Annotated in this window: 30 protein-coding genes; 10 read left to right on the top strand and 20 right to left on the bottom strand. The window is 59.8% G+C overall.

From position 1 onward, the window contains the following. Nucleotides 1-113 precede the first annotated feature (113 nt). Complete coding sequence (locus AC2FNR_RS11220; protein WP_496849086.1) at nucleotides 114-362, top strand: hypothetical protein; 249 nt, start codon at nucleotides 114-116, stop codon at nucleotides 360-362. Between the two features lie 41 nt (nucleotides 363-403). Continuing rightward, nucleotides 404-1,048, top strand: a complete 645-nt coding sequence (locus AC2FNR_RS11215; protein WP_496849085.1) for an SDR family NAD(P)-dependent oxidoreductase — start codon at nucleotides 404-406, stop codon at nucleotides 1,046-1,048. A 63-nt stretch (nucleotides 1,049-1,111) separates the two neighbouring features. Here AC2FNR_RS11215 and AC2FNR_RS11210 read toward each other — a convergent pair whose 3' ends face one another. The 5 genes from AC2FNR_RS11210 to AC2FNR_RS11190 all read right to left on the bottom strand — a co-directional run bounded on the left by AC2FNR_RS11210 (nucleotide 1,112) and on the right by AC2FNR_RS11190 (nucleotide 3,843). Beyond that, the gene (locus AC2FNR_RS11210) at nucleotides 1,112-1,954 is read right to left on the bottom strand and encodes an ATP-binding protein (protein WP_480865676.1); all 843 of its coding nucleotides are present in this window, start codon (nucleotides 1,952-1,954) and stop codon (nucleotides 1,112-1,114) included. 111 nt (nucleotides 1,955-2,065) lie between these two features. Continuing rightward, nucleotides 2,066-2,938 carry a twin-arginine translocase subunit TatC gene (gene tatC, locus AC2FNR_RS11205; RefSeq protein WP_496849084.1) on the bottom strand — a complete coding sequence of 291 codons (873 nt, stop codon included), beginning with the start codon at nucleotides 2,936-2,938 and terminating at the stop codon, nucleotides 2,066-2,068. Continuing rightward, a complete protein-coding gene (tatB, locus tag AC2FNR_RS11200) occupies nucleotides 2,935-3,393 on the bottom strand; it encodes a Sec-independent protein translocase protein TatB (protein ID WP_353390115.1) in 459 nt (152 codons plus the stop codon). The genes tatC and tatB overlap by 4 nt, the downstream gene beginning before the upstream one ends. Before the next feature lie 6 nt (nucleotides 3,394-3,399). After that, nucleotides 3,400-3,618 carry a twin-arginine translocase TatA/TatE family subunit gene (locus AC2FNR_RS11195; RefSeq protein WP_353390118.1) on the bottom strand — a complete coding sequence of 73 codons (219 nt, stop codon included), beginning with the start codon at nucleotides 3,616-3,618 and terminating at the stop codon, nucleotides 3,400-3,402. Between the two features lie 12 nt (nucleotides 3,619-3,630). Beyond that, nucleotides 3,631-3,843, bottom strand: a complete 213-nt coding sequence (locus tag AC2FNR_RS11190) for a hypothetical protein (RefSeq protein WP_353390121.1) — start codon at nucleotides 3,841-3,843, stop codon at nucleotides 3,631-3,633. 218 nt (nucleotides 3,844-4,061) lie between these two features. Between AC2FNR_RS11190 and AC2FNR_RS11185 the strand changes: the two genes are divergently transcribed. Both AC2FNR_RS11185 and AC2FNR_RS11180 read left to right on the top strand, forming a co-directional pair. Then, complete coding sequence (locus AC2FNR_RS11185) at nucleotides 4,062-4,367, top strand: hypothetical protein (protein WP_170774376.1); 306 nt, start codon at nucleotides 4,062-4,064, stop codon at nucleotides 4,365-4,367. A gap of 21 nt (nucleotides 4,368-4,388) precedes the next feature. Next, entirely contained in the window at nucleotides 4,389-5,060 is a 672-nt protein-coding gene (locus tag AC2FNR_RS11180; RefSeq protein ID WP_353390124.1) for a helix-turn-helix transcriptional regulator, read from the top strand. Nucleotides 5,061-5,121: 61 nt separating this feature from the next. Here AC2FNR_RS11180 and AC2FNR_RS11175 read toward each other — a convergent pair whose 3' ends face one another. The 8 genes from AC2FNR_RS11175 to AC2FNR_RS11140 form a co-directional block, all read right to left on the bottom strand. Continuing rightward, nucleotides 5,122-6,285, bottom strand: a complete 1,164-nt coding sequence (locus tag AC2FNR_RS11175) for a peptidoglycan DD-metalloendopeptidase family protein (RefSeq protein ID WP_353390127.1) — start codon at nucleotides 6,283-6,285, stop codon at nucleotides 5,122-5,124. A gap of 64 nt (nucleotides 6,286-6,349) precedes the next feature. Then, on the bottom strand, nucleotides 6,350-7,000 hold the full coding sequence (locus AC2FNR_RS11170) for a protein-L-isoaspartate(D-aspartate) O-methyltransferase (protein WP_496849083.1): 651 nt from the start codon (nucleotides 6,998-7,000) through the stop codon (nucleotides 6,350-6,352). Further along, nucleotides 6,997-7,779 carry a 5'/3'-nucleotidase SurE gene (gene surE, locus AC2FNR_RS11165; protein ID WP_496849082.1) on the bottom strand — a complete coding sequence of 261 codons (783 nt, stop codon included), beginning with the start codon at nucleotides 7,777-7,779 and terminating at the stop codon, nucleotides 6,997-6,999. The genes AC2FNR_RS11170 and surE overlap by 4 nt, the downstream gene beginning before the upstream one ends. 121 nt (nucleotides 7,780-7,900) lie before the next feature. Then, the gene (locus AC2FNR_RS11160; RefSeq protein ID WP_496849081.1) at nucleotides 7,901-8,986 is read right to left on the bottom strand and encodes an ABC transporter ATP-binding protein; all 1,086 of its coding nucleotides are present in this window, start codon (nucleotides 8,984-8,986) and stop codon (nucleotides 7,901-7,903) included. A gap of 80 nt (nucleotides 8,987-9,066) precedes the next feature. After that, the gene (locus tag AC2FNR_RS11155; protein ID WP_496849080.1) at nucleotides 9,067-10,125 is read right to left on the bottom strand and encodes a methyltransferase domain-containing protein; all 1,059 of its coding nucleotides are present in this window, start codon (nucleotides 10,123-10,125) and stop codon (nucleotides 9,067-9,069) included. An 87-nt stretch (nucleotides 10,126-10,212) separates the two neighbouring features. After that, entirely contained in the window at nucleotides 10,213-11,322 is a 1,110-nt protein-coding gene (locus AC2FNR_RS11150; protein WP_496849079.1) for a YhaZ family DNA alkylation repair protein, read from the bottom strand. A 3-nt stretch (nucleotides 11,323-11,325) separates the two neighbouring features. After that, complete coding sequence (locus AC2FNR_RS11145; RefSeq protein WP_496849078.1) at nucleotides 11,326-12,105, bottom strand: SDR family oxidoreductase; 780 nt, start codon at nucleotides 12,103-12,105, stop codon at nucleotides 11,326-11,328. Nucleotides 12,106-12,175: 70 nt separating this feature from the next. Further along, complete coding sequence (locus tag AC2FNR_RS11140) at nucleotides 12,176-12,538, bottom strand: SnoaL-like domain-containing protein (RefSeq protein ID WP_480865684.1); 363 nt, start codon at nucleotides 12,536-12,538, stop codon at nucleotides 12,176-12,178. A 109-nt stretch (nucleotides 12,539-12,647) separates the two neighbouring features. On the opposite strand from AC2FNR_RS11140, the gene AC2FNR_RS11135 reads away from it, so the two are divergent. The 3 genes from AC2FNR_RS11135 to AC2FNR_RS11125 all read left to right on the top strand — a co-directional run bounded on the left by AC2FNR_RS11135 (nucleotide 12,648) and on the right by AC2FNR_RS11125 (nucleotide 16,797). Beyond that, nucleotides 12,648-14,252 carry a peptide chain release factor 3 gene (locus AC2FNR_RS11135; RefSeq protein ID WP_496849077.1) on the top strand — a complete coding sequence of 535 codons (1,605 nt, stop codon included), beginning with the start codon at nucleotides 12,648-12,650 and terminating at the stop codon, nucleotides 14,250-14,252. A gap of 18 nt (nucleotides 14,253-14,270) precedes the next feature. Then, nucleotides 14,271-15,209: a glycosyltransferase family 2 protein gene (locus tag AC2FNR_RS11130; protein WP_496849076.1), complete on the top strand. Its 939-nt coding sequence runs from the start codon at nucleotides 14,271-14,273 to the stop codon at nucleotides 15,207-15,209. Between the two features lie 184 nt (nucleotides 15,210-15,393). After that, nucleotides 15,394-16,797, top strand: coding sequence for a DEAD/DEAH box helicase (locus AC2FNR_RS11125; RefSeq protein WP_496849075.1), 1,404 nt, complete (start codon nucleotides 15,394-15,396; stop codon nucleotides 16,795-16,797). On the opposite strand, the gene AC2FNR_RS11120 is transcribed toward AC2FNR_RS11125, so the two are convergent. From AC2FNR_RS11120 to AC2FNR_RS11110, 3 genes are read right to left on the bottom strand one after another with little or no spacing between them, the layout of a single operon-like run. Further along, the gene (locus AC2FNR_RS11120; protein ID WP_170354381.1) at nucleotides 16,794-17,696 is read right to left on the bottom strand and encodes an EamA family transporter; all 903 of its coding nucleotides are present in this window, start codon (nucleotides 17,694-17,696) and stop codon (nucleotides 16,794-16,796) included. The genes AC2FNR_RS11125 and AC2FNR_RS11120 overlap by 4 nt on opposite strands. A 21-nt stretch (nucleotides 17,697-17,717) precedes the next feature. Continuing rightward, complete coding sequence (locus tag AC2FNR_RS11115) at nucleotides 17,718-18,596, bottom strand: fatty acid desaturase (RefSeq protein WP_496849074.1); 879 nt, start codon at nucleotides 18,594-18,596, stop codon at nucleotides 17,718-17,720. Beyond that, a complete protein-coding gene (locus AC2FNR_RS11110; RefSeq protein ID WP_496849073.1) occupies nucleotides 18,589-18,792 on the bottom strand; it encodes a DUF2061 domain-containing protein in 204 nt (67 codons plus the stop codon). Before AC2FNR_RS11110 ends, AC2FNR_RS11115 begins: the two co-directional genes overlap by 8 nt. A gap of 106 nt (nucleotides 18,793-18,898) precedes the next feature. Between AC2FNR_RS11110 and AC2FNR_RS11105 the strand changes: the two genes are divergently transcribed. Continuing rightward, entirely contained in the window at nucleotides 18,899-19,759 is an 861-nt protein-coding gene (locus AC2FNR_RS11105; protein WP_496849072.1) for a helix-turn-helix domain-containing protein, read from the top strand. A 71-nt stretch (nucleotides 19,760-19,830) separates the two neighbouring features. Then, nucleotides 19,831-20,013, top strand: a complete 183-nt coding sequence (locus AC2FNR_RS11100; protein WP_170354385.1) for a hypothetical protein — start codon at nucleotides 19,831-19,833, stop codon at nucleotides 20,011-20,013. Here the strand turns inward: AC2FNR_RS11100 and AC2FNR_RS11095 are convergent. From AC2FNR_RS11095 to bcoG, 3 genes are read right to left on the bottom strand one after another with little or no spacing between them, the layout of a single operon-like run. After that, nucleotides 20,010-20,771: an SDR family oxidoreductase gene (locus tag AC2FNR_RS11095; RefSeq protein WP_496849071.1), complete on the bottom strand. Its 762-nt coding sequence runs from the start codon at nucleotides 20,769-20,771 to the stop codon at nucleotides 20,010-20,012. The two genes, AC2FNR_RS11100 and AC2FNR_RS11095, sit on opposite strands and share 4 nt — an antisense overlap. Then, nucleotides 20,768-22,249, bottom strand: coding sequence for a carnitine 3-dehydrogenase (locus tag AC2FNR_RS11090; protein WP_496849070.1), 1,482 nt, complete (start codon nucleotides 22,247-22,249; stop codon nucleotides 20,768-20,770). The genes AC2FNR_RS11095 and AC2FNR_RS11090 overlap by 4 nt, the downstream gene beginning before the upstream one ends. Nucleotides 22,250-22,296: 47 nt before the next feature. Beyond that, nucleotides 22,297-23,211 (bottom strand): 3-dehydrocarnitine:acetyl-CoA trimethylamine transferase BcoG, encoded by a 915-nt coding sequence (gene bcoG / locus AC2FNR_RS11085; RefSeq protein WP_496849069.1) that lies wholly within the window; start codon nucleotides 23,209-23,211, stop codon nucleotides 22,297-22,299. A gap of 131 nt (nucleotides 23,212-23,342) precedes the next feature. On the opposite strand from bcoG, the gene AC2FNR_RS11080 reads away from it, so the two are divergent. Further along, complete coding sequence (locus AC2FNR_RS11080; RefSeq protein WP_170752769.1) at nucleotides 23,343-24,329, top strand: GlxA family transcriptional regulator; 987 nt, start codon at nucleotides 23,343-23,345, stop codon at nucleotides 24,327-24,329. Nucleotides 24,330-24,422: 93 nt separating this feature from the next. Here AC2FNR_RS11080 and AC2FNR_RS11075 read toward each other — a convergent pair whose 3' ends face one another. Then, complete coding sequence (locus AC2FNR_RS11075; RefSeq protein ID WP_496849068.1) at nucleotides 24,423-25,469, bottom strand: aldo/keto reductase; 1,047 nt, start codon at nucleotides 25,467-25,469, stop codon at nucleotides 24,423-24,425. Nucleotides 25,470-25,479 lie beyond the last annotated feature (10 nt).

Here is a 25,479-nt window from a genome sequence, read left to right as displayed (position 1 = left end):
TGTCGTTTTCGTGATCCCCCAGGGGGGTTTTTCTTACTGGTTGGCTTTGTTAAGGCCCCGCCTACCAAGCACTCACAACAAGGGATCGGGCCGCTGCGGCCCGGCCGGAATTTATGTCGAACGCCACCGTCAAAAGCGCGGCCACGCAAAAAAGCGCGCTTAAAAAGAACTCTGTATCCCTCCTTGGGGTCTTTGGCCCGAAATCGGATTTGCGCGCGCTCATGCGAATGTCGTCGGGACGTGTGAAAGAGGTCAAGCCCGGCAGCCGCGTATCCTCGGGCACTGTGGTGGCAATTGATTCGGATGGCGTGATGCTGCGACAAAGCGGCCAGACCCGGCGCATCGCCATTCCCGGCAGCTAAACCGTCTTGACGCCCTGCCTGCGGGGGTTCAAACCGCTGTCATGACCGATCAGACCAAAATTGCCCTAGTCACTGGGGCGTCACGGGGCTTGGGCGCTGCTCTGGCCGAGGCGCTGGCCCCCGAGTACCACATTGTCGCTGTCGCCCGTACCACCGGTGGGCTGGAAGAGCTGGATGACCGTATTCAGGCCAAAGGCGGCGCGGCCACGCTGGCCCCCATGGACATCGCAGACCCGAACGCCATGGCGACGCTGTGCCGGGGTATTCATGATCGTTGGGGCAAGGTGGATCTGTGGCTGCACACGGCTGTTCACAGCTCGGCTCTGACGCCTGCGCATTTTATCGACCCGAAGGAATGGGCAAAGGCCGTCAATGTGAATGCCACGGCGACTTCGGTTTTGATTCCCTATATCGCTCCGTTGCTGGGCGAGAGCGGTCATGCCGTGTTCTTTGACGACCCCAAAGCGGGCGACAAGTTCTATGGCATCTATGGCGCGACCAAGGGCGCTCAGATGGCTTTGGCCCGCAGTTGGGCGGCCGAGACCGAGCGCACAGGGCCACGTGTGTCGATTGTGGAACCTGCGCCCATGCCAACGGCCGTGCGCGCGCGGTTTCATCCCGGCGAGGACCGTGATGCTTTGACGAGCCCTGCGGATGAGGCGGCCCGGATCTTGGCGTCTCTATAAGGGAATGGCCCTTGCGGGCCATGCCTCCGACGGAGGTATTTTTGGCCAGATGAAGCGGGCGGATCAGCCTATATGCGCGCCGGTGCGCCCGGCCAGATCGACGAAGAATTGCCACGCTACGCGGCCAGAACGTGCGCCGCGTGTGGCCTGCCATTCGATGGCTTCGGCGCGCAGGGTGTCGGGGGCGACGTTGACGCCATAGGCGGCGCAGTAGCGGTTGATCATGGCGAGGTATTCGTCCTGATCGCAGGGGTGGAAGCCCAGCCAAAGGCCGAAGCGGTCGGAGAGTGAGACTTTTTCCTCGACCGCCTCGGACGGGTTGATGGCGCTGGAGCGTTCGTTTTCGATCATGTCCCGCGGCATCAGGTGTCGGCGGTTCGAGGTGGCGTAGAACACCACATTTTCCGGGCGGCCTTCGATACCGCCGTCCAGCACCGCCTTGAGCGATTTGTAGTGTTGGTCATCATGGCTGAACGAAAGATCATCGCAGAACAGGATGAACCGATGCGGTGCGGCCCGCAGATGGTTTAGCAGACGCGCGACCGAGCCCATGTCCTCGCGCTGAAGTTCGACCAGTTTCAGATCGGGGTATTCATTTTGCAGGCTCCCGTGGACCGCTTTGACAAGGCTGGACTTACCCATACCCCGCGCACCCCAGAGCAACGCATTGTTTGCCTTGTACCCAGCCGCAAAGCGCCGTGTGTTGTCCAGAAGCGTGTCGCGCGAGCGGTTGATGCCCACCAGCAGGTCCAAATCGACTCGGTTAACCTTGGTCACTGGTTCCAGCCGGTCAGGGTCCACATGCCAGACAAAAGCCGGAGCCGCGCCGAAATCAGGGGCTGCCAAAGGGGCTGGAGCCATTCGCTCCAAGGCATCAGCAATGCGGTTCAGGGCTTGGTCATCCATCAGGGCCTCCGGCTGTTTTGGGGTTCAAACCATGATCAGATGCAAGCGGCAAGACCCGCGCATAAAAAAGGCGCGCCACGAATGGGCGCGCCTGATCCGGGTTAAGCCGGTTTACTTGCTTTCTTCGTCGACGATTTCGGCATCCGCCTCTTCTTCGTCGTCATAGTAGCCGTCAGCGCGCAGCTGTTCTTCGCGCTTTTTCTCGACACGGGCCACGAGGAAGATCGAGATTTCGTACAGTCCGTAGACCACCACGAACAGGATCACCTGAGTAATCACGTCGGGCGGTGTTACCAGCGCGGCAAGCACCAGAATGGCGACCACGGCGTATTTGCGAACCGAGCCCAAACCTTCGGCCGTCACAAGCCCCGCCTTGCCCATCAGCGTCAGCAGAACCGGCAGTTGGAAGCACAGACCAAAGGCTACGATGAACTTGATCGTCAGGTTCAGATATTCCTGTGCTGAGCCCTGAAAGACCACGCTCAGCGGTGCGGCGGTTACGCCATCCGTCACGGCCTCCCCTTCAGTGCCGAATTGTTGGAAGCCAAGGAAGAAGTCATACGCCAGCGGTGTGACCACGTAGAAGGCAAAGCTGGCCCCCAACAGGAACATAAAGGGAGAGGCCAGCATGAACGGCAGGAACGCGTTCTTTTCAGACTTATACAATCCTGGAGCCACAAACCGCCACATCTGCATCCCGATATAGGGAAAGGCCAGAATGAACCCACCCAGCAGCGAGACCTTGATGGCTACAAAGAACCCTTCCTGCGGCGAGATGAAGATCAGCCCGCAATCCTGCCCGCGTTCGGCCAGAACGTCACACAACGGTTGCGTCAGAAAGTTGAACAGCGGGGTGGCCACTGTAAAGCAGATGATCATCCCGATCAGAAACGCCACGACGCAGTGGATAAGCCGCGTACGCAGTTCTGCCAGATGCTCGATCAATGGGGCCGAGCTGTCCTCGATCTCGTCGGTCTTGGTCATGATTTGCTTTCGTTTTTCAACGCGGCCTCGGCTTCTTCGGCTTTGGCCAGGGCGTCAGCGGCCTCTTTCGCCTTGCGCTCGGCGGCAGCGCGCGCGGTCGAGGCTTGAATCTTCTTGGCCTGTTCGGCGCGCTCGGCTGCCAGTTTGCCGGTCTCGCTGTCGGGGTCGAACTTGGTCGGGTCCATGCTCTTGGCCAAATCCTGCGCGGCCTCTTTCACGCCGTCCATGGCGCTGCCAACAGGGTTGGTGGCCGCGTTCAGACCCTTCTTGATGTCATTGACGCCCGCCTGATCGGCGGCCTCGTTCATCGCGCTGGAGAACTCGCGCGCCATGCCGCGGGCCTTGCCGACAAACCGTCCGACATTGCGGAACAGCACCGGCAGGTCCTTTGGCCCCACGACGATCAGGGCAACAACGCCGATGACCAAAAGCTCGGTCCAGCCCAGATCAAACATCTGAGCTTAGACCTTGTCTTTGTCGGTCTCGGGTGTAACGTCCTTGGCCATCTCGGAGGCGTCCTGTTCCAGCTCATCCGCGCCCTCGCGAACGCCCTTCTTGAACGAGGTGATGCCTTTGCCCACTTCGCCCATCAGCGAGCTGATTTTACCACGGCCAAACAGCACCAGAACCACAACGGCGATCAGCAGCAGGCCGGGAAGGCCGATATTGTTAAGTGGCATGATTTTTCTCCTTTAGTCGGAAACTTGTTCTGTTGAACTCAAGCGCCGCGTTTCCTCTGCGATTCGAAACAGAAGAAACCCAATAATCGCGCTGGTAAAGATGCTAATCACGGTCCACAGCAGAAAGCTTCTACCTTTTTTATTGGCAGCCCAGCCAACCAGAACAGGCAAAAGAAGAAAGAATGCAATCAGTATCAAGCCCGGTAGGCCGATATTGTTAAGCATGTCTTATCTCCTTCTCGTCAGCGCCACGCACCGGGAATGTGATCTGGAACCGTGTCTACGCCTGACGAGCCGTGGACAACAGTGCGCCAGATCAAATCCACGTTCGAATTCGCCCTGTTCACGCGTTTTTTGGGCGCTGGATTTTCCCAACTGACAGGTTTATGTCAGTTGCATGTGACTAGGAAGAGATCATCGAAACCTGGTCAACGGAGATTGAAATGACCCATGTTGCCGAAATCGTCACCTTTTCGCTCGCAGACAGCACCACGCCCGAGGCGTTCGTGAAGCTCAGCCAATCCACCGAAGCCTTTGTGCGCGCGGCCCCCGGCTTTGCGCATCGACAGCTGAGCCAAGGCGAGGATGGCCGCTGGACCGACTACGTCGTCTGGACCGACATGAAAGCCGCACAGAATGCCGCCGCGCAGTTCCCACAACAAGACTTCGCCGCTGCCTTGATGACGGCGATCAAACCCGACAGCATCCAGATGCGTCACGAGAAAGTGCTATGGAACATGATTGCTTAAACACGGTTCGGACAGCGTGACATGCGCCGCACGGATCGTCTGTTCGATATCATCCAGATCCTGCGCGATGGCAAACTGCACCGCGCGCAGGACATCGCGGACCGGCTCGAGGTGTCGGTCCGCACGATCTATCGCGACATGGACACGCTGGTCGCCTCAGGCGTCCCGGTCGAGGGCGAGCGCGGCGTCGGCTACATGGTGCGCGAACAGATCACCCTGCCGCCGGTAAACCTGACCCCAGCCGAGCTTGAGGCGCTGAACCTCGGCATGGCCATCGTGGCCCAAGCCGCCGACCCCGAGCTAAAAGCCGCCGCCGAGACGCTGGCCGACAAGATCGACGCCGTGCTGCCGACGCAAGTCGTCGCCGAAGCAGATACCTGGAAATTCGCCGTCTACCCCTTTGCCGATGCTGCGCGTGGGTTGGCGCATATGGCCCCGATCCGCGCCGCCATCAAATCACGCCAGAAACTGCACCTCAACTACCGCCGCATCGACGGCGTGCTGACCGAGCGCACGATCCGCCCGCTTCATATGGAATACTGGGGCCGCGTCTGGACACTCACCGCATGGTGTGAGCTGCGAGACAGCTTCCGCGTCTTCCGCATTGACCTGATCGAAGCCATCCGCCCCCTGCCCGAACTGTTCACAGATGAGCCCGGAAAACGCCTCAGCGACTTCGATCCGCAAACCTGATCCGTCCTTCATCTGGCAGAGAATATCCCTGCCAGAAGCATGGCCCGGACCGGGCCATTTTCTATTTCAAAAACGGCTCTGGATCGACCGCTTCGAACCCTTTGCGAACCTCGAAATGGACATAGGCATTGTCACCATCCCTTAGGGCTGCAATTCTCTCGCCTCGCCGCACCCGATCGCCCTTTTTGACTGTTATGCCTTCGACATTTGCATACACGGTGAGAAGGTCATTGTTGTGCTTGACCACGATGATCGGCACCTGATCGGCATCCGCGGTGATTGCAGCCACGGTTCCGGCCTCGGCGGCCTTAACGGCGGCGCCCGGTGCAGCAGCGATATCGATGCCTTCGTTCTGACCTTTCTTATAGGTACGAATGATTGTCCCGGTCACCGGCAAACCCAGCGCCGAGTTGCGCTGATTGGTCGGTGCCTCAGCCGTTACATCCGGCGCAGGAACCGGTGCAGCGACCTGTTCGTCTGGCAAAGGCTGAGTCGCACTTGGCGGCGTTGGAGTGGGTGATCCTTGCCCCGGCTGCGTGACATTGGTTGCTGGCACAGCGGCCTGTTGCGGCGCGGACTGCGTCTTGATCGGGATCAACAGGAACTGACCTTCCCGAACCGTAAAGTCCGAATCCAGACCATTCCAATCCGCCAGCGCGTCCACTGGCACGTCATAAAGGCGCGAGATCGTGAACGCAGTCTCGCCGCGTTTCACCTTGTGCCTGATGGGTTCGGGTCCTGACGGCGCAGCAGGAGGTGCTGGTGTCGCGGTAGGCTGCGCAGGCGCCAAGGTCGACGTGCGGACCGAGCCATCCGCTGGTGCCTCATCGATAGCGGTCCCTGCGATTGTCGCAATATCGACCGAGCTTGCCGAACTGACCGTTCGCGGCAGAGCGATTACTTCACCGTCCCGCAACGTATCAGTGGGTTTGAGGCCGTTGAACGTGGCCAGCTCTGCTTCGGGCAAACCCACCCGCGCTGCGATGTCACTGACCTTGTCACCCCGGCGCGCAACGGCAACTTGATAAGTCGGATAGGTAATCACGCCGCGCGCATCCGGCGGCGGGCGGTTCGTGGTGGCCGTCTGGGCCGCATCCGTGGTGGAAAACCCTCCGATCTGACCGCGAAGATCATAGTCAAGCGGGCCTTCGCACCCGGCTAATACGGCCAGCGCAATCATTCCGGTCGCGCAGCGCATCATCGCTGATTTGGAAACTGCTCTCATCTTTTTTCTGTCCTCATCACCTGCCCCTGTTGACCGGGGTTCCGGTGGGTTTTCAAAAAAGCCTCTACGCCTCGTCTTTGCCCAATCCCTCAAGCAGGGGAACAAACCGAACGGGCAATAATTCATCATAGTCCAGGCCGGTTTCCGTTCGCCGAACCCGGATCAATGTTTGAACCGTATCCGACTGCCCCACCGGCAAAACCATGATACCGCCGATTTTGAGCTGCGCCAAGAGCGGCCCTGGCGGGTCCTCGGCCGCCGCAGTCACAATGATACGATCAAACGGAGCCTGTTCAGGCAAACCGAATGATCCATCGGTCAGCATCGCGGTCACATTGGTCAGGCCCAACTCGCGGAACAGGTCGCCGGTTTCGCGCACCAGCCGCTTGTGTCGCTCGACCGTGTAGACCCGGCGTGCCAGTTTGGACAGGACAGCCGCCTGATACCCGGACCCGGTCCCAATTTCGAGCACCGTATCCCGAGGTCGCACATCCAGCGCCTGAGTCATAAGACCCACGACCGAAGGCTGACTGATCGTCTGGCCGCAAGCAATCGGCAGCGGCGTGTCCTCATAAGCTCGGTCCGCGAACAAACCCTTGACGAACTTGCCGCGATCAATCTGCTCCATCGCTGCCAATACGCGCGCATCCGTCACCCCGCGAGAGCGCAGGGCAAAAAGGAACCGCATCTTTGTTTCTGCGCTCAACCCGGTCATTCGATTGTCTTTAGTGCCTCAAGCGTGTCATGCGCTGTCAAATCCGCCCGCATCGGTGTGACCGAAATATAACCCGCCAGATTGACTGCCGCATCCGTCCCCGGCGCGGTCGGATTGTGCTGATACCCGCCCTTGATCCATAGGAACCGACGCCCCGAGGGCGAGCTGTGCGGCTCGACCGAGAAATGTGTGTAACGGCGATACCCCTGGGCCGCAACGCGAGTACCCAGAACCTCGTCCGCGGGAACAGGCGGGAAATTTACGTTGTAGAACAGACGATAATCGCCCTGCTCGGTCGGCGTCGCATCCAAGATTTTGCGCACCAGATCGGCCCCAAACCGGGCGGCGGCCTCGAATGGGTCATCCAGCCCCAAATTGCGCGGGCCAAAGTATTGCGACAAGGCAATCGCAGGGACACCCTGCAAAGCGGCCTCCATCGCGCCACCGATCGTCCCGGAATACAGCGTGTTTTCAGCCGAGTTGTTGCCCCGGTTTACCCCTGACAACACTAGATCAGGCGGCGCATCCTTCATCACGTCATGCAAACCAGCCAGCACGCAATCAGCGGGCGAGCCCTCGGCGGCGTATCGGCGTTCACCCAGTTTAGCGACCATCATCGGGTGCGTGTAACTGATGCAATGTCCGACGCCGGATTGCTCGAACGCGGGCGCAACGACCCAAATCTCTCCGTCCGGCCCGGCAAGCTCGGCGGCAATCGCCTCAAGCGTGATCAGGCCCGGTGCATTGATGCCATCATCATTGGTTAGAAGAATACGCATATGCCCCATCCATCCCTGCGTTTTTCCCTTGATAGACCCGGCCCCGCGCCTCGGCAAGCGACGCGCACACGCAAACTGCGGCTTTCACGCATCAGCTGGGTCTAAATTGCCACGTCAGGAATTATTCGGGGAAAACAAAGCAACGGTCGCGGCGAATGGTCAGCCACATGACACGCCCCGGCTGCGGAACAAAGACGTTCGGCACAGTGGCTTTCAGGATTGAACCGTCATAGTCCATGCGAAATTCGACCAGGCTTTCATTACCCAGAAAGCGCGCCCGCTGGACAACGCCACGCGCGGCCACGCCATCGGTCGGCGTGGGCAGCGGCCCTTTGCCGTTACGGTCGAAATCCAGTTTGACATGCTGCGGTCGGAAGACGATCTCAACGTCCGTGCCGTCAGGTACGCCCGGCGCAAGAAACTGCCCGAATGGGGTTTCCGCCAGGGCCCCATTAACTTGCGCCCTCAAAACATTGACATCACTAAAGAATGCCACCGCCGCTTTGTCCGCAGGCCGGGTATATACATTATAGGGCGCGCCCTGCTGCACGATCTTACCACGCCGCATCAGGGCAATCTCATCGGCCATGCGCATCGCCTCTTCGGGCTCATGCGTGACCAGAACCACGGCGGCGTCTTCTTCTTTGAGGATCGCCAGCGTCTCATCCCGGATACCGTCGCGCAAACGGTTATCCAACCCCGAGAACGGTTCGTCCATCAACATGATCCGGGGACGCGGCGCCAAAGCCCGCGCCAGTGCGACCCGCTGTTGTTCGCCGCCCGACAGATGATGCGGATAGCTGTCGACGAAGCGCATCAGATCAACCTTCGTCAGCAACTCCTCGACCCGCGCGCGTTTTTCGTCCTTGTGGCCCTTCAGACCAAAAGCCACGTTGTCGGCCACGCTTAGATGGGGAAACAGGGCAAAGTCCTGAAACATTAGCCCAATCTCGCGCCGCTCGGGCGGGACACGAAACACCGTGTCGCAGATCAGCTTGCCATCCACATAAATCTGGCCGGACTCCTGCATCTCGACCCCGGCGATCATACGCAGCGTGGTCGACTTGCCGCAGCCAGACGGCCCTAGCAGACACGTCACCTGCCCCGCCTGAACACTTAGCGAGACGTCATCCACCACAACACGCCCTTCGTACCGGGCGACCAGATTGCGGATTTCCAGACGTGGAGGAGTAGAATTCACTGTCACCGAAGGACCCCGTAGCCTTTCCCGATCATTTCCATCGGGCTTAGGCGGGGATAGCAACCCCGCCCGTCAGGCGCAAGCGATCAGCAGCAACCGCCCGAGGCGGCCTCACCAGTGTTTGTACCCGTGGCTTCGAACGGACTTTCTCCACCGCAGCCTTCGAAAATGCCGTAATGGGTTGAGAAATCGCCAATAAACTCGAAATGGCGCGCAAATCGCGTGTCTTTCAGCATCATCCAGGTGTTGCCACAAACCGGAAAGACCTTGCCCGCCTCAATCGCGTGATGGTCGTCCAGCTCGAACAGATGCGGCGCATGGGGGATCGTGCCTTTGTAGATCACCGCTTGGCCGTAATCCTCACAAGCTGGTTCCAGCTCGGGCAGTTTGAACAGACGATACGTGGCCGAAAGGAAGCTCAAGGGCGCAACCCGCTCTTCCAGCACCGGGTTTTCGATGGTCAGCGGGCGATGTGTCACTCGGCGCGGATCGGCAAACCCGGCCTTGCGCGAGATCGACAGGAAATCATTCCAATAGAGCGCGCCCGACAGGCACTCCCCATACAAAATCTCATCCTCGGCCATGGCGGCGGGGATGCGGCGGTCAGCATAGACGTCCGAGAAATACATCTCGCCGCCATCTTTCAGCAGACGGTGTGCGCCGCGCAGAACGGCCTCTTTATCGGTGGCCAGATTGATCACGCAGTTCGAAACGATGATGTCGAAGGAACCGGGCTCAAGGTCCAGCTCGTCCAGCTTTTCGATATAGCCGTGGTGGAATTCCACATTTGACGCACCATGGCCGAACGCCTGCGCGTGGTATTCTTGATGAGCGCGGGCCACATCCAACTGTTCGGGCGTCATGTCCACGCCGACCACGCGGCCATTTTCGCCGACCATCGCCGACAGCGCATATACGTCGCGCCCGGCACCACAGCCCAGATCAAGGATGCTCATCCCTTCCAGATCCAGCGGTGCAATTAGACCGCAGCCATAGTAACGCGTCAGCACATCATCATGAATTTTTGAGAGAATTTTCTTTACATGATCCGGCATGTCATCGGGCGTGCAGCAGGCATTGGTCTGCAAATCCGCGCTACTTTGAAGGACGTCACCGTAATAGTTCTGCACCGATTCATGCTTCATCGAAGGTATCCCCTGTGTCTGGTAGGGGATCAGCTAATGCAGCAAGGGCCGTGGCGCAATCCGCACATGTGCGATTTTACAAAAGCGTTACCCGAGCAGATCGAAATCCACGGCAGCGCGCACCTGCCCGTTCACCTGAACCTCCAGCCGGTGTGGGCCGGGCACCAGTTTGAACGTGGTCGCATTTCCCTTGAGCTTGTGGGTCTTGCTTAGCGTCAGCGCACCATCCCGCAGCGCGGTCTGTTTCAACTTGTGCACTTTGGCCGAGGTTTTGCCGCCAGGGCGTTGAAAGTGAATGATATAATCCACTAGAACGGGCTGGTCTCCGGTACCACAGAGCGCCACATCGAAATTCAGCGCACCCCCGATCCGGGCATCTCCCTGCACCTGAATGTCAGCCGAGATTGCGGCGTCAGGATCATAGCCCAGCATCTTCATCGCGCCGGGATGTCCCGATTTCACCAATCCACGCAGGGTGTGGCTGGTCATCCAGCGCAACTCATCTGCGTCCTGCCCGCCCTCGCGCCATTGCTGCAGACGGTCCAGCACCAGATCGGGGTCTTTCTTGGTGATGTCGTTTAGATGGTTCGCGACCGAGCGCGTCACGTATCGCGTCGGATCACTGTGTAACCGATCTAGCAAAGGCAGCGGGTCGGTCAGTTCCAACCCCACCGCCTGCCCCCATGGCAAACGTGGGCGGGTGCCTTCGCTGACCAGACGCCGTACGTGATAGCTGTCATGCGCGCACCATGCCTGCATCCGTTCCAACACCGTTTCCTGATGAGCGTTCAGGAACGCGCGAATGGCCCATTCCATCGAAAACCTCTGCGTCAGCTCCTCAAGCACATCTAAGGCCAGATCGGGATGATCGAGGCCAGCGGCCACTACCCAATCGCCCAAGGGTGCAAAGATGAAATCACCGAAATCATCATCTTTCTTTGACGGGTCCAGTGGCGGCGGCAGCGCGCGCAGCAGCGTGGGCGCAATGTCCGGCAGCGCGCCGGGGAAAGCCTGTTGCAGGCAGTCGGCGATCCACGCCATGCGCTCTTTCAATTCCAGATCCAGCAGGCGGGACATGACCTGAACCTCGAACGCCTCTGCCTCGAAAGCGGGGTCGGCTGCCGAAAAAAGCCCCGCCAGATAGCGGGTCTTTTCTGCATTAAACAACTGGTCTTTCAGTGAAAAGTTTTGCGCCATCGCCTACATCGTCAAGTTAGTTCCGCCGCCGTCCAAGAGGATGTTCTGGCCCACGATAAAGCCCGCATGTTGCGAACACAGAAAGGCGCAGGCGGCCCCGAATTCCTGCCGTGTGCCATAGCGGCGCGCCGGGATTGTGGCGGCACGTTCGGCACGGGCGTCTTCCATCGAGATGTTTTTCTGCAGCGAAACTGCACTATCTAGAGACTCCGCGCGGTCGGTGGCGTGGATACCCGGCAGCAGATTGTTGATTGTCACCCCTTGCGGGGCTACCTGCCGCGCGGTTCCCGCGACGTAGCCGGTCAACCCAGTCCGCGCCGCGTTCGACAGCCCCAGCACGGCGATCGGTGCGCGCACGGATTGTGAGGTGATATTCACCACACGCCCCCAACCCTTGTCCATCATTCCCGGCAGCAGCGCTTTCATGAAGGCAATCGGCGTCAGCATGTTGGCGTCGAGGGCCTTGATGAAATCCTCACGCTCCCAATCCGACCACATGCCCGGAGGCGGCCCACCGGAGTTTGTCACAAGGATATCAACATCTTGCGCGGCTTCGATCACCTGCGCCTGCCCCTCGGCCAAGGTCACATCGCAGGCCACCGTCTGAACATCAACGCCATAGGTGTCCCGCAAGCGCGCGGCTTCGGCCTCAAGCGCCTCGGCTCCGCGGGCGTTCATCACCAGATTGACACCGGCCTCGGCCAAAGCTTCGGCACAGCCCAAACCCAAACCCTTGCTGCTGGCACAGACCAGCGCGCGTTTTCCTTTGATACCCAGATCCATGTGATCCTCCCCATCTGTTGTTGCCCACATGTCTAGCACTGGCCAGATGGGGAAAACCAGTCGTTAGAGATCAGTAAAAGAACTCTTCCCGCACTATCTTGCCATTTGCGACGTGATAGACACCAACTTCTTTCATATCAAAGGCTTCGCCAGTTTCCTTCACCTTGCCCTGCACTTCAAAGATCACGGCAAAGCGGTCCTCACCATGTGGCATCGGATCACTCACCGATGCGCCCGAGACCTCATGCGCGCCTTCCCACCATTCATGCTTGCCGCGGATGGCATCACGGCCATGGGTCTCGCGGCCCATATCCATGAAATCCTGCGCCTCGACCGAGACGGCATCTTCAGCATAGAGCTTTTCAAGATTTTCCTTGGCGCGGTCCTCGCGGCAGCCTGCGACCAGTTCGGCGGCGATTTCGTTCAAATTCATTGATACTCTCCATTATTTGTTCACTATATGTTCTTATTGCCATAGGTGCTCGATTCGAACCACCCCCTTTGTCTTGCCTCGGCGGGTTTCCCCGCCTATACGCGCGGTCATGCTTGATACCTCGAACCAACCCACCCTGCCGCCCGAAATCGCCCGTCGCCGGACCTTTGCGATCATCTCGCACCCCGATGCGGGTAAGACGACGCTGACGGAAAAGTTCCTGTTGTACGGGGGCGCCATCCAGATGGCCGGTCAGGTACGCGCCAAGGGCGAAGCGCGGCGCACGCGCTCGGACTTCATGCAGATGGAGAAGGATCGCGGTATCTCGGTTTCCGCCTCGGCCATGTCGTTTGATTATGGCACCTTCCGGTTCAATCTGGTGGACACGCCCGGTCACAGCGATTTCTCTGAAGACACCTATCGCACGCTGACGGCTGTGGACGCCGCCGTGATGGTGATCGACGGTGCAAAAGGTGTGGAAAGCCAGACGCAGAAGCTGTTCGAGGTTTGCCGCCTGCGCGATCTGCCGATCCTGACCTTCTGTAACAAGATGGACCGCGAAAGCCGCGATACGTTCGAGATCATCGACGAAATTCAGGAAATGCTGGCAATCGACGTCACGCCCGCCGCGTGGCCGATTGGCGTGGGCCGCGATTTCATCGGCTGCTATGACATGCTGCGCGACCGGCTGGAGCTGATGGACCGCGCCGACCGCAACAAGGTGGCCGAGAGTATTCAGATCGACGGTCTGGATGACCCGAAACTAGCCGAACACGTGCCCGAGCACTTGCTGGAGAAGCTGCTGGAAGAGGTCGAGATGGCGCGTGAATTGCTGCCCGGGCTGGACCCTCAGGCGGTACTAGAGGGGCATATGACCCCGATCTGGTTCGGCTCGGCGATCAATTCGTTTGGAGTTAAAGAACTGATGGAGGGCATCGGCGCCTATGGCCCACAGCCGCAGGTGCAATCGGCGGAACCCCGTCAGATCGCGCCGGATGAAAAGAAGGTTGCGGGCTTTGTCTTCAAGGTGCAAGCCAATATGGACCCCAAGCACCGCGACCGGGTGGCTTTTGTGCGGATGGCGAGCGGTCACTTCAAGCGCGGCATGAAGCTGACCCATGTGCGATCCAAGAAACCCATGGCAATTTCAAACCCAGTGCTGTTTCTGGCATCCGACCGGGAACTGGCCGAGGAAGCCTGGGCCGGTGACATCATCGGTATCCCTAACCACGGCCAACTGCGCATCGGCGACACGCTGACCGAGGGCGAAGCAATCCGCGTCACCGGCATCCCGTCCTTCGCGCCAGAACTGCTGCAAACCGTCCGTCCTGGCGACCCGATGAAGGCCAAACATCTCGAGAAAGCCCTCATGCAATTCGCCGAAGAAGGCGCGGCCAAGGTGTTCAAACCCTCGATCGGGTCGGGCTTTATCGTCGGCGTCGTCGGCGCACTGCAATTCGAAGTGCTCGCCAGCCGGATCGAGATGGAATACGGCCTGCCTGTACGGTTTGAGGCGTCTCAGTTCACCTCGGCCCGCTGGGTCAGCGGTGAAAAGCTGGCGGTGGGCAAGTTCGTCAACGCCAACAAACAGCACATCGCACATGATCATGACGGCGACATCGTCTACCTGACACGTCTGCAATGGGATATCGACCGGGTGGTGCGGGACTATCCTGACCTGACTCTAACGGCCACCAAGGAAATGATGACGTGACCGGCCAAAGGGCCGCGCATGGGCGCTAAACCGACCTGGGGTATCGTCTCGACGGTCCGGGGGGCGGCCCCGGACATTCTTCGCTTTGTAGCCTATCACCTCGACCTTGGGGTTGATCGGATGCATATCTATCTGGACGAGCCCTGCCCCAAGGCGTTCAATGCCTTGAATCGCCACCCAAAGGTCGAGGTACGCAATTGCGACGCCGGGTTCTGGGTCAATCGTCAGCGGGTGCGCCCCGACAAGCATCAGGTGCGCCAGACAGCCAATGCCTCTTTCACTTATCGAAAGGCCAGCGAAGACTGGTTGCTGCATATCGATCTGGACGAGTTTCTGTGGCCCGACCGCCCGGTGGCCGATTTGCTGGCCGGGGTAGCACCGGACACCCCCTTTGTCCGTGTCCGCCCGGAAGAGGCGGTGGCCGAAGCCAAGGACCTGTACAAAGTGTATATTCGCTCGGGGCCCGATCGCGCCGCGTCGGTGCAAGCGCTTTATCCCAACTATGGCTCTTTCGTTAAGGGCGGGTTTCTCAGTCATCTGCAAGGCAAGGTTTTTGCCCGCACCGGTTTGCCGAGCATCAACTTTCGCATTCACGGGCTGTTCCAGCATGGAGAACGCCTGATCTGCAAAGCGGAACTTGCCGAGGCTGCGCTCTGCCACCGGCACGCCCCGGATTGGGATCACTGGCTGGCGCATTACCGGTTCCGACTTGAGCGTGGGTCATACAAACCCGGAATGACGCCAAATGTCCCGCGGGATGAGGGTGGGATGAACATGAACGAACTGCTCAGCTGGATCGAAAGCGAGGACGGTATCGACGGCTTGCGAGCGTTTTTCGATGAGATCAGCGGCGCGCACCCTGAGGTGCGGGCACGGCTTGAACAACACGGGTTGATCCGGCATCGGCCACTGGATCTGGACCGGAAGCTTGCGAAACACTTCCCTGGAAGCATCTGAATTGTTGTATTAAATCTGCACAGTATCGGAGCACAGGGGTCTGAAACCCTCTTCATTTGACCCTGCCCAACGTTTTTGTTATGTCCCGCCTCAGCCGAAATGCGCGGGATGCGCATGGCCATCCGGGCCCGGCACACATTCATACGCGCGGGCCAGGTCTAGTGTCCGCAAAAACCGGACATACATGACAAAGTTTAACGAACTGAACCTGAACCCGAAGGTCCTCAAAGCCATTGAGGAAGCCGGATACGAAACCCCCACCCCGATTCAGGCCGGAGCGATTCCACCTGCGCTTGAGGGCAAGGATGTGCTGGGCATCGCCCAGACCGGCACCGGCAAAACTGCCAGCTTCACGCTGCCGATGATCACCCTGCTGGCCCGTGGCCGCGCACGCGCGCGGATGCCGCGCTCGCTGGTGCTGTGCCCGACGCGGGAACTGGCCGCGCAGGTGGCTGAGAATTTCGACACCTACACCAAGCACCTGAAACTGACCAAGGCGCTGCTGATCGGCGGCGTCAGCTTCAAGGAACAGGAAGCGCTGATCGACCGGGGCGTGGACGTTCTGATCGCCACTCCGGGCCGCCTGTTGGACCATTTCGAACGTGGCAAACTGCTGCTGACCGGTGTTCAGATCATGGTGGTGGACGAGGCCGACCGAATGCTGGATATGGGGTTCATCCCCGATATCGAGCGCATCTTCTCGCTAACACCTTTCACCCGTCAGACGCTGTTCTTCTCGGCCACCATGGCGTCCGAGATTGAGCGCATCACCGACACTTTCCTGTCCGCCCCTGCCCGGATCGAGGTTGCTCGTCAGGCCACCGCTTCCGAGACGATCGAACAGGGCGTGGTCATGTTCAAAGGTGGCCGCCGCGACCGCGAGGCCAGCGCCAAGCGCAAGGTTCTGCGCGCGCTGATCGACGCCGAGGGTGAAGGCTGCACCAACGCGATCATTTTCTGCAACCGCAAGACGGATGTGGATATCTGCGCGAAATCGCTGAAGAAATACGGCTATAACGCCGCCGCTATTCACGGCGATCTGGATCAGTCGCAGCGCATGAAAACGCTGGACGGATTCCGCGACGGGTCTCTGCGCCTGCTGGTAGCCTCGGACGTGGCGGCACGGGGGTTGGATATCCCCTCGGTCAGCCATGTGTTCAACTTTGACGTCCCCGGCCATGCCGAGGATTACGTGCACCGCATCGGTCGCACCGGTCGAGCGGGGCGCGAGGGCAAGGCGATCACAATCTGCTCGGGCCGCGATGAAAAGGCTCTGGACGCAATTGAGAAGCTGATCCAGAAGGACATCCCTCGGCTGGACAATCCGGTCAAGGAAGAGCCCAAGGACGAAAAGCCCAAACGCGAGAAGAAGGCCAAGCCGACCGACGAGGCAAAGGCCGACAAAAAGCCCGAGCGCAAGAAGGACTCGGACCGCAAAAAGGACAAAGAACCGCGTGGCCGTGGCCGCCGCAATGAATCAGGTCCGGCGGTTGTTGGCATGGGTGATCACCTGCCCAGCTTCATCGCGCTGAGCTTTGACGAACGCCGCGCAGCCGTAACGGCGCTGGCCGAGGCGGACGCCTCTTAAATCGTCAACACAAGTGCCAGGATTGAAGCCCCCAGCAATGCCATACCGGCGATCTCGCGCCGGGTGATGGTTTCGCGGAAGAACAGGATCGAGGCAAACAGGCTGAGGATCAGTTCGACTTGCCCCAGCGCCTTAACATAAGCCGCATTCTGCAATGTGAAGGCGAAGAACCAGCAAAACGACCCGCTCAGGCTGGTGAGGCCCACGAAGACGCCGGTGCGCCGCGTCTCCCACACTGCGCGCAGTTCAGCGCGGTCGCGCCAAAGCAGCCACAGCCCCATGCTGACGAATTGGAATGTCACAACAACGGCCAGTGTCACCAATGCGCGGAACCATGCGTCGATCTCGCCAAGCTGTAGTGATGCGCCCCGGTAGCTGACCGAGGAAAAGGCGAACAGAATCCCCGACCCCAGCCCCAGCCGTGACGCGCGATTGGTCAGGTGTTTCCACCACGCGCCGTCGCCTCCGGGGTTTTTCGACAGTAGCAGAACTGCAGTCAGGCCCATCAGAATGGCGACTAGCGCTCCGGCTGAAATCTGATCACCCAGAACGAGGAAACCGACGATAGCGGTCTGGATCACCTCGGTTTTCTTGAAGGTGATCCCGACCGCGAAGTTGCGCTGCTTGAACAAGGCGACCACACAGATGGTTGCCAAGATCTGCGTTGTGCCGCCAATGGTCGCGAACAGCCAGAACATCGGTGGCATCGAAGGCAAAGACAGCTCGCTGAGCCGCAGCGCGACCCAAAGCGCCAGAACGGCCAACGGCATCGAATAGGCAAATCTGGCGAAGGTCGCACCTGCGGCGGACAATTTCACGCTGCTCAGTGATTTTTGCAGCATAAACCGCACGGTCTGAAACGAGGCGGCGGCGATGGTGACGGGTATCCAGAGGCTCATACCGCCCCTTGTGGCCGCAATTTACCCCTTTGGCCAGAGCGGATGGGGCACTGGGTCTTTGGCCCTTAGGAAATGGGCTCTAAACACCTGCGCGTAAGAGCGATAGACATAAGCCTCGTTCCGCGCCAAGTATGTGTCTTGCCCTGCGCGATACAAGGCGGGCAAACGGTACCACGGCGCCGCTGGATTCATGTGATGAACCACGTGCAGGTTGTTGTGAAGAAAGAGAAATGCCAAGGGCCCCCGATCTTCGATGATCACCGTACGAGCCGAAGCCCGATCATGAGCGCGGTGCTCAAGAAAGGTTCGGATCTTCACCAAGCCTAGCCCCAGATAGGCGGCCAGAACATAGGCCCAGATTGGCATGGGCGACAGCGACACAATCCACAGAACCACCAGAACACCACATAGATGCAATCCCCAGGCACGCAGGATTTCAGACTTTAAAACGCACCGTAACTCACTTCGTATGAACACAAATTGGCCAATGGCCGGACCCAGCACGATGCGCCCTAGTAACGTATTGTTCACTGCAAGCAAGCGTTTCTGCCAACCGCGCAGGCCTGCCCAGACCTGTGGGTCCAGATAGTTCGATTCCGGGTCATCATAGGGGTCGGTCAACGTCGCGTCACGATGATGCGCCAGATGCTGGTCGCGGAACCGGCGGTACGGAATGAACAGCGTCAACGGCAACGCCATCAACGCCTCATTCAAAGCCTTTTGCCGAAAGGGATGGCCGTGGATCGCTTCATGCGTCAGCGAGGAATGCAGTGCTGCGACAACGCCAACCAATGGCACGGCGGCCCAAACCGGCAAATAAAACAGCATCGCCAACCACGCCCCATAGCACCCAAGGATCAGGGCAAGGGTGCCCCATTCAAGCCCTGCACGCTCAGACATTGCGGCCCCATGAGATACCTGCCCATATACGTTCGTAAATCACGCAGAGCGTAAGGCCGATGGCCGTGTTGACCAAAGCCAAGCCGCCCCCGATCGCCGCTGATCCGGTTGCGATCAACCCCACAAAACTCATAACGACAAGGCCCACCGCATTCCACAATACAGCCTTCACGACTGATCTGCGTCGTGTCTCCATTCCGTCACCCATATTTTTGTTATGGCTTAAGAATTACGGATCACGCATGTGGTGACCATTCTGAATGTGATTAACAAAATTCATCATTTGTGATAAAATCCAACACATGGCAGAAAATATCGACAAACGAGACCGTGCCGCACAGTTCCGCCTCCGCCTTGCCCGCGCGATGGAGGAGCGGCACGTTAGCCAAAGTGCTCTGGCACGGAACATCGGCGTTGACCGCTCGACCGTGTCTCAACTGTTGACCGGCGATGGAGCCCGGTTGCCAAACGCCCATGTGGTGGGTGGCTGCGCGTCAGCGCTGGGGGTTTCGGCGGATTGGCTCCTGTCGCTATCGGACAGACCCGAAAGCGCGGCCGAACTTTTGGCGGGTGCGCTAACTGTGACCGAGGCCGCCCGCGCGTTGGTGGATGAGCGGATCTTCGAATGGCACCAAGAGGCCGCCGGATATAAAATCCGTTACGTTCCAGCGACTTTGCCGGATATGTTAAAGACTCGCGCCGTTCTGGAATGGGAGTATGCACCACATCTGGGGCGGACGGCAGATCAGGCCATTGGCGCATCTGAAGACCGGTTGACCTGGATGCGCCGGGCGCAATCGGACTACGAAATTGCCATGCCCTTGTTTGAAATCGAAAGCTTCGCAAGCGCATCCGGGTACTACCGAGGGCTGGATCTGCAAACACGTCAGGATCAGATCGACCATCTACTTGCTCTGTGCGACCAACTCTATCCCCGCCTGCGCATCTATCTGTTTGATGCAAAAAGGCTTTATTCGGCACCAGTCACGATCTTTGGCCCCTTGCTCTGCGTTTTCTATGCGGGCAGCCACTATATGGCGTTCCGCGACCGCGACCGGATCGAAACGTTCACCCGGCATTTTGACACTCTGGTCCGCGAGGCCGACGTCACCGCGCGGGATTTTCCCGGCCATCTGCGCGCATTACGTGACAGTATGCGTTAAACTCAATCCTGTGCTAACGTCGCTGGGCGCGAACCCTTTCGCATTCCGATTATGAACGGAGGAGCACAGGAATGGACGCAATGCAAACCGCCCAATACGCACGGGCCTTATATTCCGCCCACGGAGACAGAGCCGAGGCTGAAGCCGCGCAGAAGATGCGCGAATGCGAGGCCGCCGGGAATATGCAACAGGCGCAGGATTGGCAGGCGGTCCGCCAGACCATCCGCCAGATTCGTGGTCCCAATCAGGGCTAAATCTTGGGGTCGGGGTTGACGGTATGCCCGTCCACCGCGACCACTTGCCCAGATACCAGCCGCGCCGCGTCTGACGCCAGAAACACGGCCATATCGGCAATGTCGCGCCCCTCGACAAACCGCCCCATCGAGGTACCCGCGGCATAGCCGTTATATACCTGGTCGCGGGTCATGCCTTTGGCGTTGGCCTCGCGGGCCAGAACGCCCTCCATCCGGGGGCCTTCGACCGCGCCGGGGCAGATCGTGTTGCAACGCACGCCGTGGGGGCCTAGCTCCATCGCCAGCGTTTTGGCCAGCCCGATGACACCCCATTTCGCCGCCGCATAGGGCGCGCGATTGGGATATCCGTATTGCCCGGCCGTAGACGAGGTGATGATGATCGCCCCACTGCCCTGACGCTTGAGGATCGGTGCCGCGTATTTCGCGCATAAAAACGCCCCCTCAAGGTTGACCGCCAGACAGGCACGCCATTCGTCAAGCGCCACATCCTCGACCAACGCCGTCGGCCCGGCGATCCCGGCATTGGCGCAGAGCGTATCCAGCCCGCCCCAGTGCGCCGCAATCTCGGCGAACAGGGCAGCAACCGAGGGCTCATCCGCCACATCCACCTGCGACCGTTTCCAATGGCTCGGGCAAGCACCTAACGCCTCTGCATCCAGATCGACCACCCAGACCTGCGCGCCAACGGCGTCGAAAGCCTCGGCCATGGCCCGACCAACGCCCGAGGCCCCGGCCGTGATCAGAACCCGCGCGCTCATGCAGGTTTACGGATCGCCGCCCCCGCGCCCTCGGGATAAGGCAACCCGGCCTGCGCCTCGGCAATACGGGCCATGGCCGCCTCGATCTCCGCTGACGGAGCACTTGGACGGCGGGTGTCTAGACTGACATGCAGCAGAAAGCTTTCACCCGTGGCCAGCAGCTTGTCGCCCTCGTACATGCTGTGGAAAACGTGCAGCTTCTTACCCTGCCCCAACAGCATCTGCGTGCGCACCTGTATCTTTGCGCCTGCATGGGCCTCATCCACATAGCGGATGTGGTTTTCAGCCGTGAAATAGCTGCCACCCGACGCGATATAGTCCGCATCACAACCGATGATCTCCATGAACCGGTCGGTGGCAGCGGCGAAGGCCTCCAGATAGCGCGCCTCATTCATGTGGCCGTTATAGTCCGTCCAATCCAGCGGCACCGCGCGCGACAAGGTCAGGATCGGTTGGCTCAGATCGGCCTCCTCCATCGTCGGCAGCGCACCGGGTTTCAGCATCGCGTCATGCTGGTTCAGCACAGCCCCTGCCCCGTAATCTTGCGCCTTGAGCGCGCGCATCATCCCCACGAGGTTGTTGTCGCGAATCCGCTCCAGTTCGCGGATCGAATGCATCCCCGATTGCGCATCCGACTGATCGGCGATCATATCGACCAGTTCATCAGTGAACTCGGGCACGTCCATCAGCTTGGTCCAGGGCCATTTCAACGCTGGTCCGAACTGCGCCATAAAGTGCCGCATCCCGGCCTCGCCCCCCGCCACGCGGTAGGTCTCGAACAGGCCCATCTGCGCCCAGCGGATGCCGAACCCCATACGGATCGCCTCATCCACCTCTTCGGTGGTGGCGATGCCGTCCCTGACCAGCCACAGCGCCTCGCGCCAGACGGCCTCAAGGAACCGGTCGGCGATATGGGCGTCGATCTCTTTCTTGATGTGCAGCGGGAAGAACCCCACGGATTTCAACAGCCCCTGCGCGCGCTCGACCATGTCGGACGGGTTCTTGTCCGTCGGCACCAGTTCGATCAGCGGTAGCAGGTACACCGGGTTGAACGGATGCGTCACCACAATCTGTTCAGGCCGCAGCGCGCCCTCCTGCAGTTCCGAAGGCTTGAACCCGCTGGTCGACGAGCCGATGATCGCGCCCGGATCACACGCCTCCTGCAACCCCTTGTAAACCTTCAACTTAAGGTCCAACCGCTCGGGCACACTTTCCTGAATCCACTCCGCGCCCTGCACGGCCTCAACCATATCTTCATGAAAACTCAGAGAACCCTCGGGTGGCAACGGAACATCACTCAGCCCTGGCAAAGAACGCCGCGCATTGTCCAGAACCTCCCCAATCTTGCGCTCAGCCTCAGGATCAGGGTCAAAAACCCGAACATCCCACCCGTTCAGTAAAAACCGCGCGGCCCATCCGCCGCCGATCACACCACCACCAATGATTGCCGCTGTTTTCAAGTCGATCCGCCTCTTCATCTGGCTAAAAATACCTCGGGGGTTTGGGGGCTGGCCCCCAATCACGCTTACTTCGCCACCGGCGCGCGCTTGGTCAAACCGAGCTTCTTGCGTACCTCAGCAGGCCCAATGACCTTAGCGCCCATATTATCAATGATGGTCCCCGCACGCTCGACCAACTGCCAGTTCTCAGCCAGAACACCCTTGTCCAGCCACAGATTGTCTTCCAACCCCACACGCACGTTGCCGCCCGCAAGCACAGTAGCCGCCACATAAGCCATCTGGTTCCGCCCCAAGGAAAACGCACTGAACGTCCAGTCATCAGGCACATTGTTCACCATCGCCATAAAAGTGTTCAGATCATCCGGTGCGCCCCACGGCACCCCCATACACAGCTGAACCAGAGCGTTCGGCTCCAGAATTCCCTCTTTCACCAACTGTTTGGCGAACCACAGATGACCGGTGTCAAAAGCTTCAATCTCGGGCTTCACACCCATATCCGTCATCATCTGCCCCATCGCCCGCAGCGCGCCGGGGGTGTTGGTCATGACATAGTCCGCCTCGGCAAAGTTCATGGTGCCGCAGTCCAGCGTGCATATCTCGGGCAGGCACTCCGCGATATGCGCCACGCGCTCTGACGCACCGATCATGTCGGTGCCCTCAGCCACCGGAAACGGGCTCTCGACACCGCCGAACACGATATCCCCGCCCATCCCGGCGGTCAGGTTCAGCACGACATCCACATCCGCGTCGCGAATCCGGTCTGTCACCTCGCAATACAGGTCCAGCCGACGGCTGGGCGCGCCGGTTTCGGGGTCGCGCACGTGGCAATGTACCACCGCCGCCCCGGCCTTAGCCGCCGCAATCGCGCTGTCGGCAATCTGCTGCGGCGAGCGCGGCACATGCGGGCTGCGATCCTGCGTCCCGCCCGAGCCGGTCACGGCACAGGTGATAAAGACCTCGCGGTTCATTTCCAAAGGCATGGCGTTCTCCCCAGCTTATACCCGGTTTTGCCCTGAGTTTTCCCCAGACTTCTCCCCGGCAATCGATTTGCGTTGCCCGCGACTCTGACGCAGCCTTGTGAAAACACTTGCCAGAATGCGAATCGAACTTGATGAAATCCGCAAAAAACATACTGCAACCCGAACATCGCGCCCTGAAAACGGCGGTGCTGGTGCTGGACGACTGCAATACGCTCAGCTTTGCATCCGCTGTAGACCCCATGCGCGCAGCCAATCGTCTGGCCGATCGCCCCGCCTTCGACTGGGACTATGTCACCGCCACGGCCCAACCCGCGATGCTGACCAGCGCCCTGACCGTGCCGGGCATCCCTCTGGCCCGCCTGCAAGGCTGCGACCTGATGATTGTGGTTGCCGGGTTCCAACTGGCACGCCACGCCACCCCCAGCCTGCTGGCTGGTCTCCGCCGGATCGCAAACACTGGCGCCACAATGGCCGGCATCGACGGAGGACCCTGGCTACTGGCCGAAGCTGGCCTTCTGGACGGCCACGCCGCTACAACCCATTGGGAAGACTTGGACAATTTCGCAGCCCGTTTCCCCGAGGTCGACGTGCGCCCGGACCGCTTCACCGTCTCTCAAAACCGCCTAACCTCAGGCGGCGCGATCCCGGCGGTCGAAATGATGCTGCACATCATCGCCGCGCGCCACGGCGCAGGCTTTGCCGCGCGCGTGTCTGGTCTGTTCCTTTATGACGGCGCGCCAGACCCCGCAAAACCGCAAAGCCGTACCGGTGCGCCACACCGCCACACGGCCCTTACGGCCAAGGCAAATAGCCTGATGCAATCTGCGCTGGATGACCCGCTGCCGCTGGCCAATATCGCCGAAACACTAGGCACTAGCCCCCGCACACTGCAGCAACAATTCCGCCTGCGCCTGAACACCACACCGCAGGACCACTACCTGCAACTGCGCCTGGCCGAGGCCCGCCGTCTGGTCACCGACACAGACATGTCGTTGATGGATGTGGCGCTGGCCACTGGCTTTGGATCACAATCCAGCTTTGCCCGCGCCTTTCGCACCGCTCACGGCCTTTCTGCCCGCGATCTAAGGCAAGAGCGCGCGCACCCCACCCATCACTGACCGGATCCCCCTTCATCTGGCCAAAAATATCTCGGGGGAGTCGCCCGGAACGGGCGGCGGGGGCAGAGCCCCCTATCCACCTCCGGAAAGACTTTAGAACGGCATGGGATGCGCCCGATGCGCATCGCCAATCTCGCGCATCACCTCTTTGGAAAGTTTCAACTCTTTCCCGTCAAGAATATGGACAAGTTGCTCGACTGTTGTCGCTCCGAATATGGCCGTCATCACAAATGGGCGCGTGCGGCACCAGGCCAATGCCATATGCACCGGGTCCAATCCATGTCTCTCGGCGATGTCCAGATAAGCGCTCACCGCCGTAAAAACCCGATCACGGTGGCGACCGCCCATATCGGGCACGAAGGACATGCGCGAGCCCTCGGGAACTGCGCCCTCTTGATACTTGCCCGTCAGGAACCCTGCCGCCAGAGGCGAAAACGCCATCAATCCAACGTCTTCATGCGCGCTCAATTCGGCCATGTCAGTGTCGAAATGCCGACACAGCAATGAATACTCGTTCTGAACCGATGCCACCCGCGGTCCACCGCCTGCCTCGGCCAGACGCAGCCACTGCGCGGTGCCCCATGCACTTTCGTTCGACAGACCAAAAGCGCGAATATTGCCCTTATCAACTTGCGCCTGCAGCGCCTCGAGGCATTCCGACATATTGTCCAACACATCGGCCGTGTTCTTGCCGGACGGAGCGTAGTTCCAGTTCTGGCGGAACATATAGCTGCCCCGGTTCGGCCAGTGGAACTGGTAGAGGTCGATGTAATCGGTCTGCAATCGTCGCAGAGAATTCTCGATGGCTTCGGGGATCGTCTGACCGGTGATCGGCGCGCCGTTTCGGACATGGACCATGCCGGCGCCCGAATGCTTGGTCGCCAGAACATAACTCTCACGACGCGCAGCATTGGCTGCGTTCCAGTTGCCAAGGTATTCTTCGGTGCGTCCCATGGTTTCCTTGGCGATGGGGTTGACCGGATACATTTCAGCCGCATCGACAAAATTGATCCCAGCTTCCAGAGCCATATCCATCTGGCGATGAGCGTCCGCCTCGGATGTCTGCGATCCAAAAGTCATTGTTCCGAGGCACAGGTCGGTCACCATAACGCCTGTTCGGCCCAAGGGCTTCATTTCCATGTATCGATCT

It is taken from the genome of Ruegeria sp. SATB045 (genome assembly GCF_059613525.1).
Note: the sequence above shows the minus strand (reverse complement) of the source record. Positions and strands in the feature narration are given on the sequence as shown.

Bases quoted from the DNA above. Each gene is read 5' to 3' on its own strand.
- AC2FNR_RS11220 (WP_496849086.1), top strand. From the start codon at position 114: ATGTCGAACGCCACCGTCAAAAGCGCGGCCACGCAAAAAAGCGCGCTT.
- AC2FNR_RS11215 (WP_496849085.1), top strand. From the start codon at position 404: ATGACCGATCAGACCAAAATTGCCCTAGTCACTGGGGCGTCACGGGGC.
- AC2FNR_RS11210 (WP_480865676.1), bottom strand. From the start codon at position 1,954: ATGGATGACCAAGCCCTGAACCGCATTGCTGATGCCTTGGAGCGAATG.
- tatC (WP_496849084.1), bottom strand. From the start codon at position 2,938: ATGACCAAGACCGACGAGATCGAGGACAGCTCGGCCCCATTGATCGAG.
- tatB (WP_353390115.1), bottom strand. From the start codon at position 3,393: ATGTTTGATCTGGGCTGGACCGAGCTTTTGGTCATCGGCGTTGTTGCC.
- AC2FNR_RS11195 (WP_353390118.1), bottom strand. From the start codon at position 3,618: ATGCCACTTAACAATATCGGCCTTCCCGGCCTGCTGCTGATCGCCGTT.
- AC2FNR_RS11190 (WP_353390121.1), bottom strand. From the start codon at position 3,843: ATGCTTAACAATATCGGCCTACCGGGCTTGATACTGATTGCATTCTTT.
- AC2FNR_RS11185 (WP_170774376.1), top strand. From the start codon at position 4,062: ATGACCCATGTTGCCGAAATCGTCACCTTTTCGCTCGCAGACAGCACC.
- AC2FNR_RS11180 (WP_353390124.1), top strand. From the start codon at position 4,389: ATGCGCCGCACGGATCGTCTGTTCGATATCATCCAGATCCTGCGCGAT.
- AC2FNR_RS11175 (WP_353390127.1), bottom strand. From the start codon at position 6,285: ATGAGAGCAGTTTCCAAATCAGCGATGATGCGCTGCGCGACCGGAATG.
- AC2FNR_RS11170 (WP_496849083.1), bottom strand. From the start codon at position 7,000: ATGACCGGGTTGAGCGCAGAAACAAAGATGCGGTTCCTTTTTGCCCTG.
- surE (WP_496849082.1), bottom strand. From the start codon at position 7,779: ATGCGTATTCTTCTAACCAATGATGATGGCATCAATGCACCGGGCCTG.
- AC2FNR_RS11155 (WP_496849080.1), bottom strand. From the start codon at position 10,125: ATGAAGCATGAATCGGTGCAGAACTATTACGGTGACGTCCTTCAAAGT.
- AC2FNR_RS11150 (WP_496849079.1), bottom strand. From the start codon at position 11,322: ATGGCGCAAAACTTTTCACTGAAAGACCAGTTGTTTAATGCAGAAAAG.
- AC2FNR_RS11145 (WP_496849078.1), bottom strand. From the start codon at position 12,105: ATGGATCTGGGTATCAAAGGAAAACGCGCGCTGGTCTGTGCCAGCAGC.
- AC2FNR_RS11140 (WP_480865684.1), bottom strand. From the start codon at position 12,538: ATGAATTTGAACGAAATCGCCGCCGAACTGGTCGCAGGCTGCCGCGAG.
- AC2FNR_RS11135 (WP_496849077.1), top strand. From the start codon at position 12,648: ATGCTTGATACCTCGAACCAACCCACCCTGCCGCCCGAAATCGCCCGT.
- AC2FNR_RS11130 (WP_496849076.1), top strand. From the start codon at position 14,271: ATGGGCGCTAAACCGACCTGGGGTATCGTCTCGACGGTCCGGGGGGCG.
- AC2FNR_RS11125 (WP_496849075.1), top strand. From the start codon at position 15,394: ATGACAAAGTTTAACGAACTGAACCTGAACCCGAAGGTCCTCAAAGCC.
- AC2FNR_RS11120 (WP_170354381.1), bottom strand. From the start codon at position 17,696: ATGAGCCTCTGGATACCCGTCACCATCGCCGCCGCCTCGTTTCAGACC.
- AC2FNR_RS11115 (WP_496849074.1), bottom strand. From the start codon at position 18,596: ATGTCTGAGCGTGCAGGGCTTGAATGGGGCACCCTTGCCCTGATCCTT.
- AC2FNR_RS11110 (WP_496849073.1), bottom strand. From the start codon at position 18,792: ATGGAGACACGACGCAGATCAGTCGTGAAGGCTGTATTGTGGAATGCG.
- AC2FNR_RS11105 (WP_496849072.1), top strand. From the start codon at position 18,899: ATGGCAGAAAATATCGACAAACGAGACCGTGCCGCACAGTTCCGCCTC.
- AC2FNR_RS11100 (WP_170354385.1), top strand. From the start codon at position 19,831: ATGGACGCAATGCAAACCGCCCAATACGCACGGGCCTTATATTCCGCC.
- AC2FNR_RS11095 (WP_496849071.1), bottom strand. From the start codon at position 20,771: ATGAGCGCGCGGGTTCTGATCACGGCCGGGGCCTCGGGCGTTGGTCGG.
- AC2FNR_RS11090 (WP_496849070.1), bottom strand. From the start codon at position 22,249: ATGAAGAGGCGGATCGACTTGAAAACAGCGGCAATCATTGGTGGTGGT.
- bcoG (WP_496849069.1), bottom strand. From the start codon at position 23,211: ATGCCTTTGGAAATGAACCGCGAGGTCTTTATCACCTGTGCCGTGACC.
- AC2FNR_RS11080 (WP_170752769.1), top strand. From the start codon at position 23,343: ATGAAATCCGCAAAAAACATACTGCAACCCGAACATCGCGCCCTGAAA.
- AC2FNR_RS11075 (WP_496849068.1), bottom strand. From the start codon at position 25,469: ATGGAAATGAAGCCCTTGGGCCGAACAGGCGTTATGGTGACCGACCTG.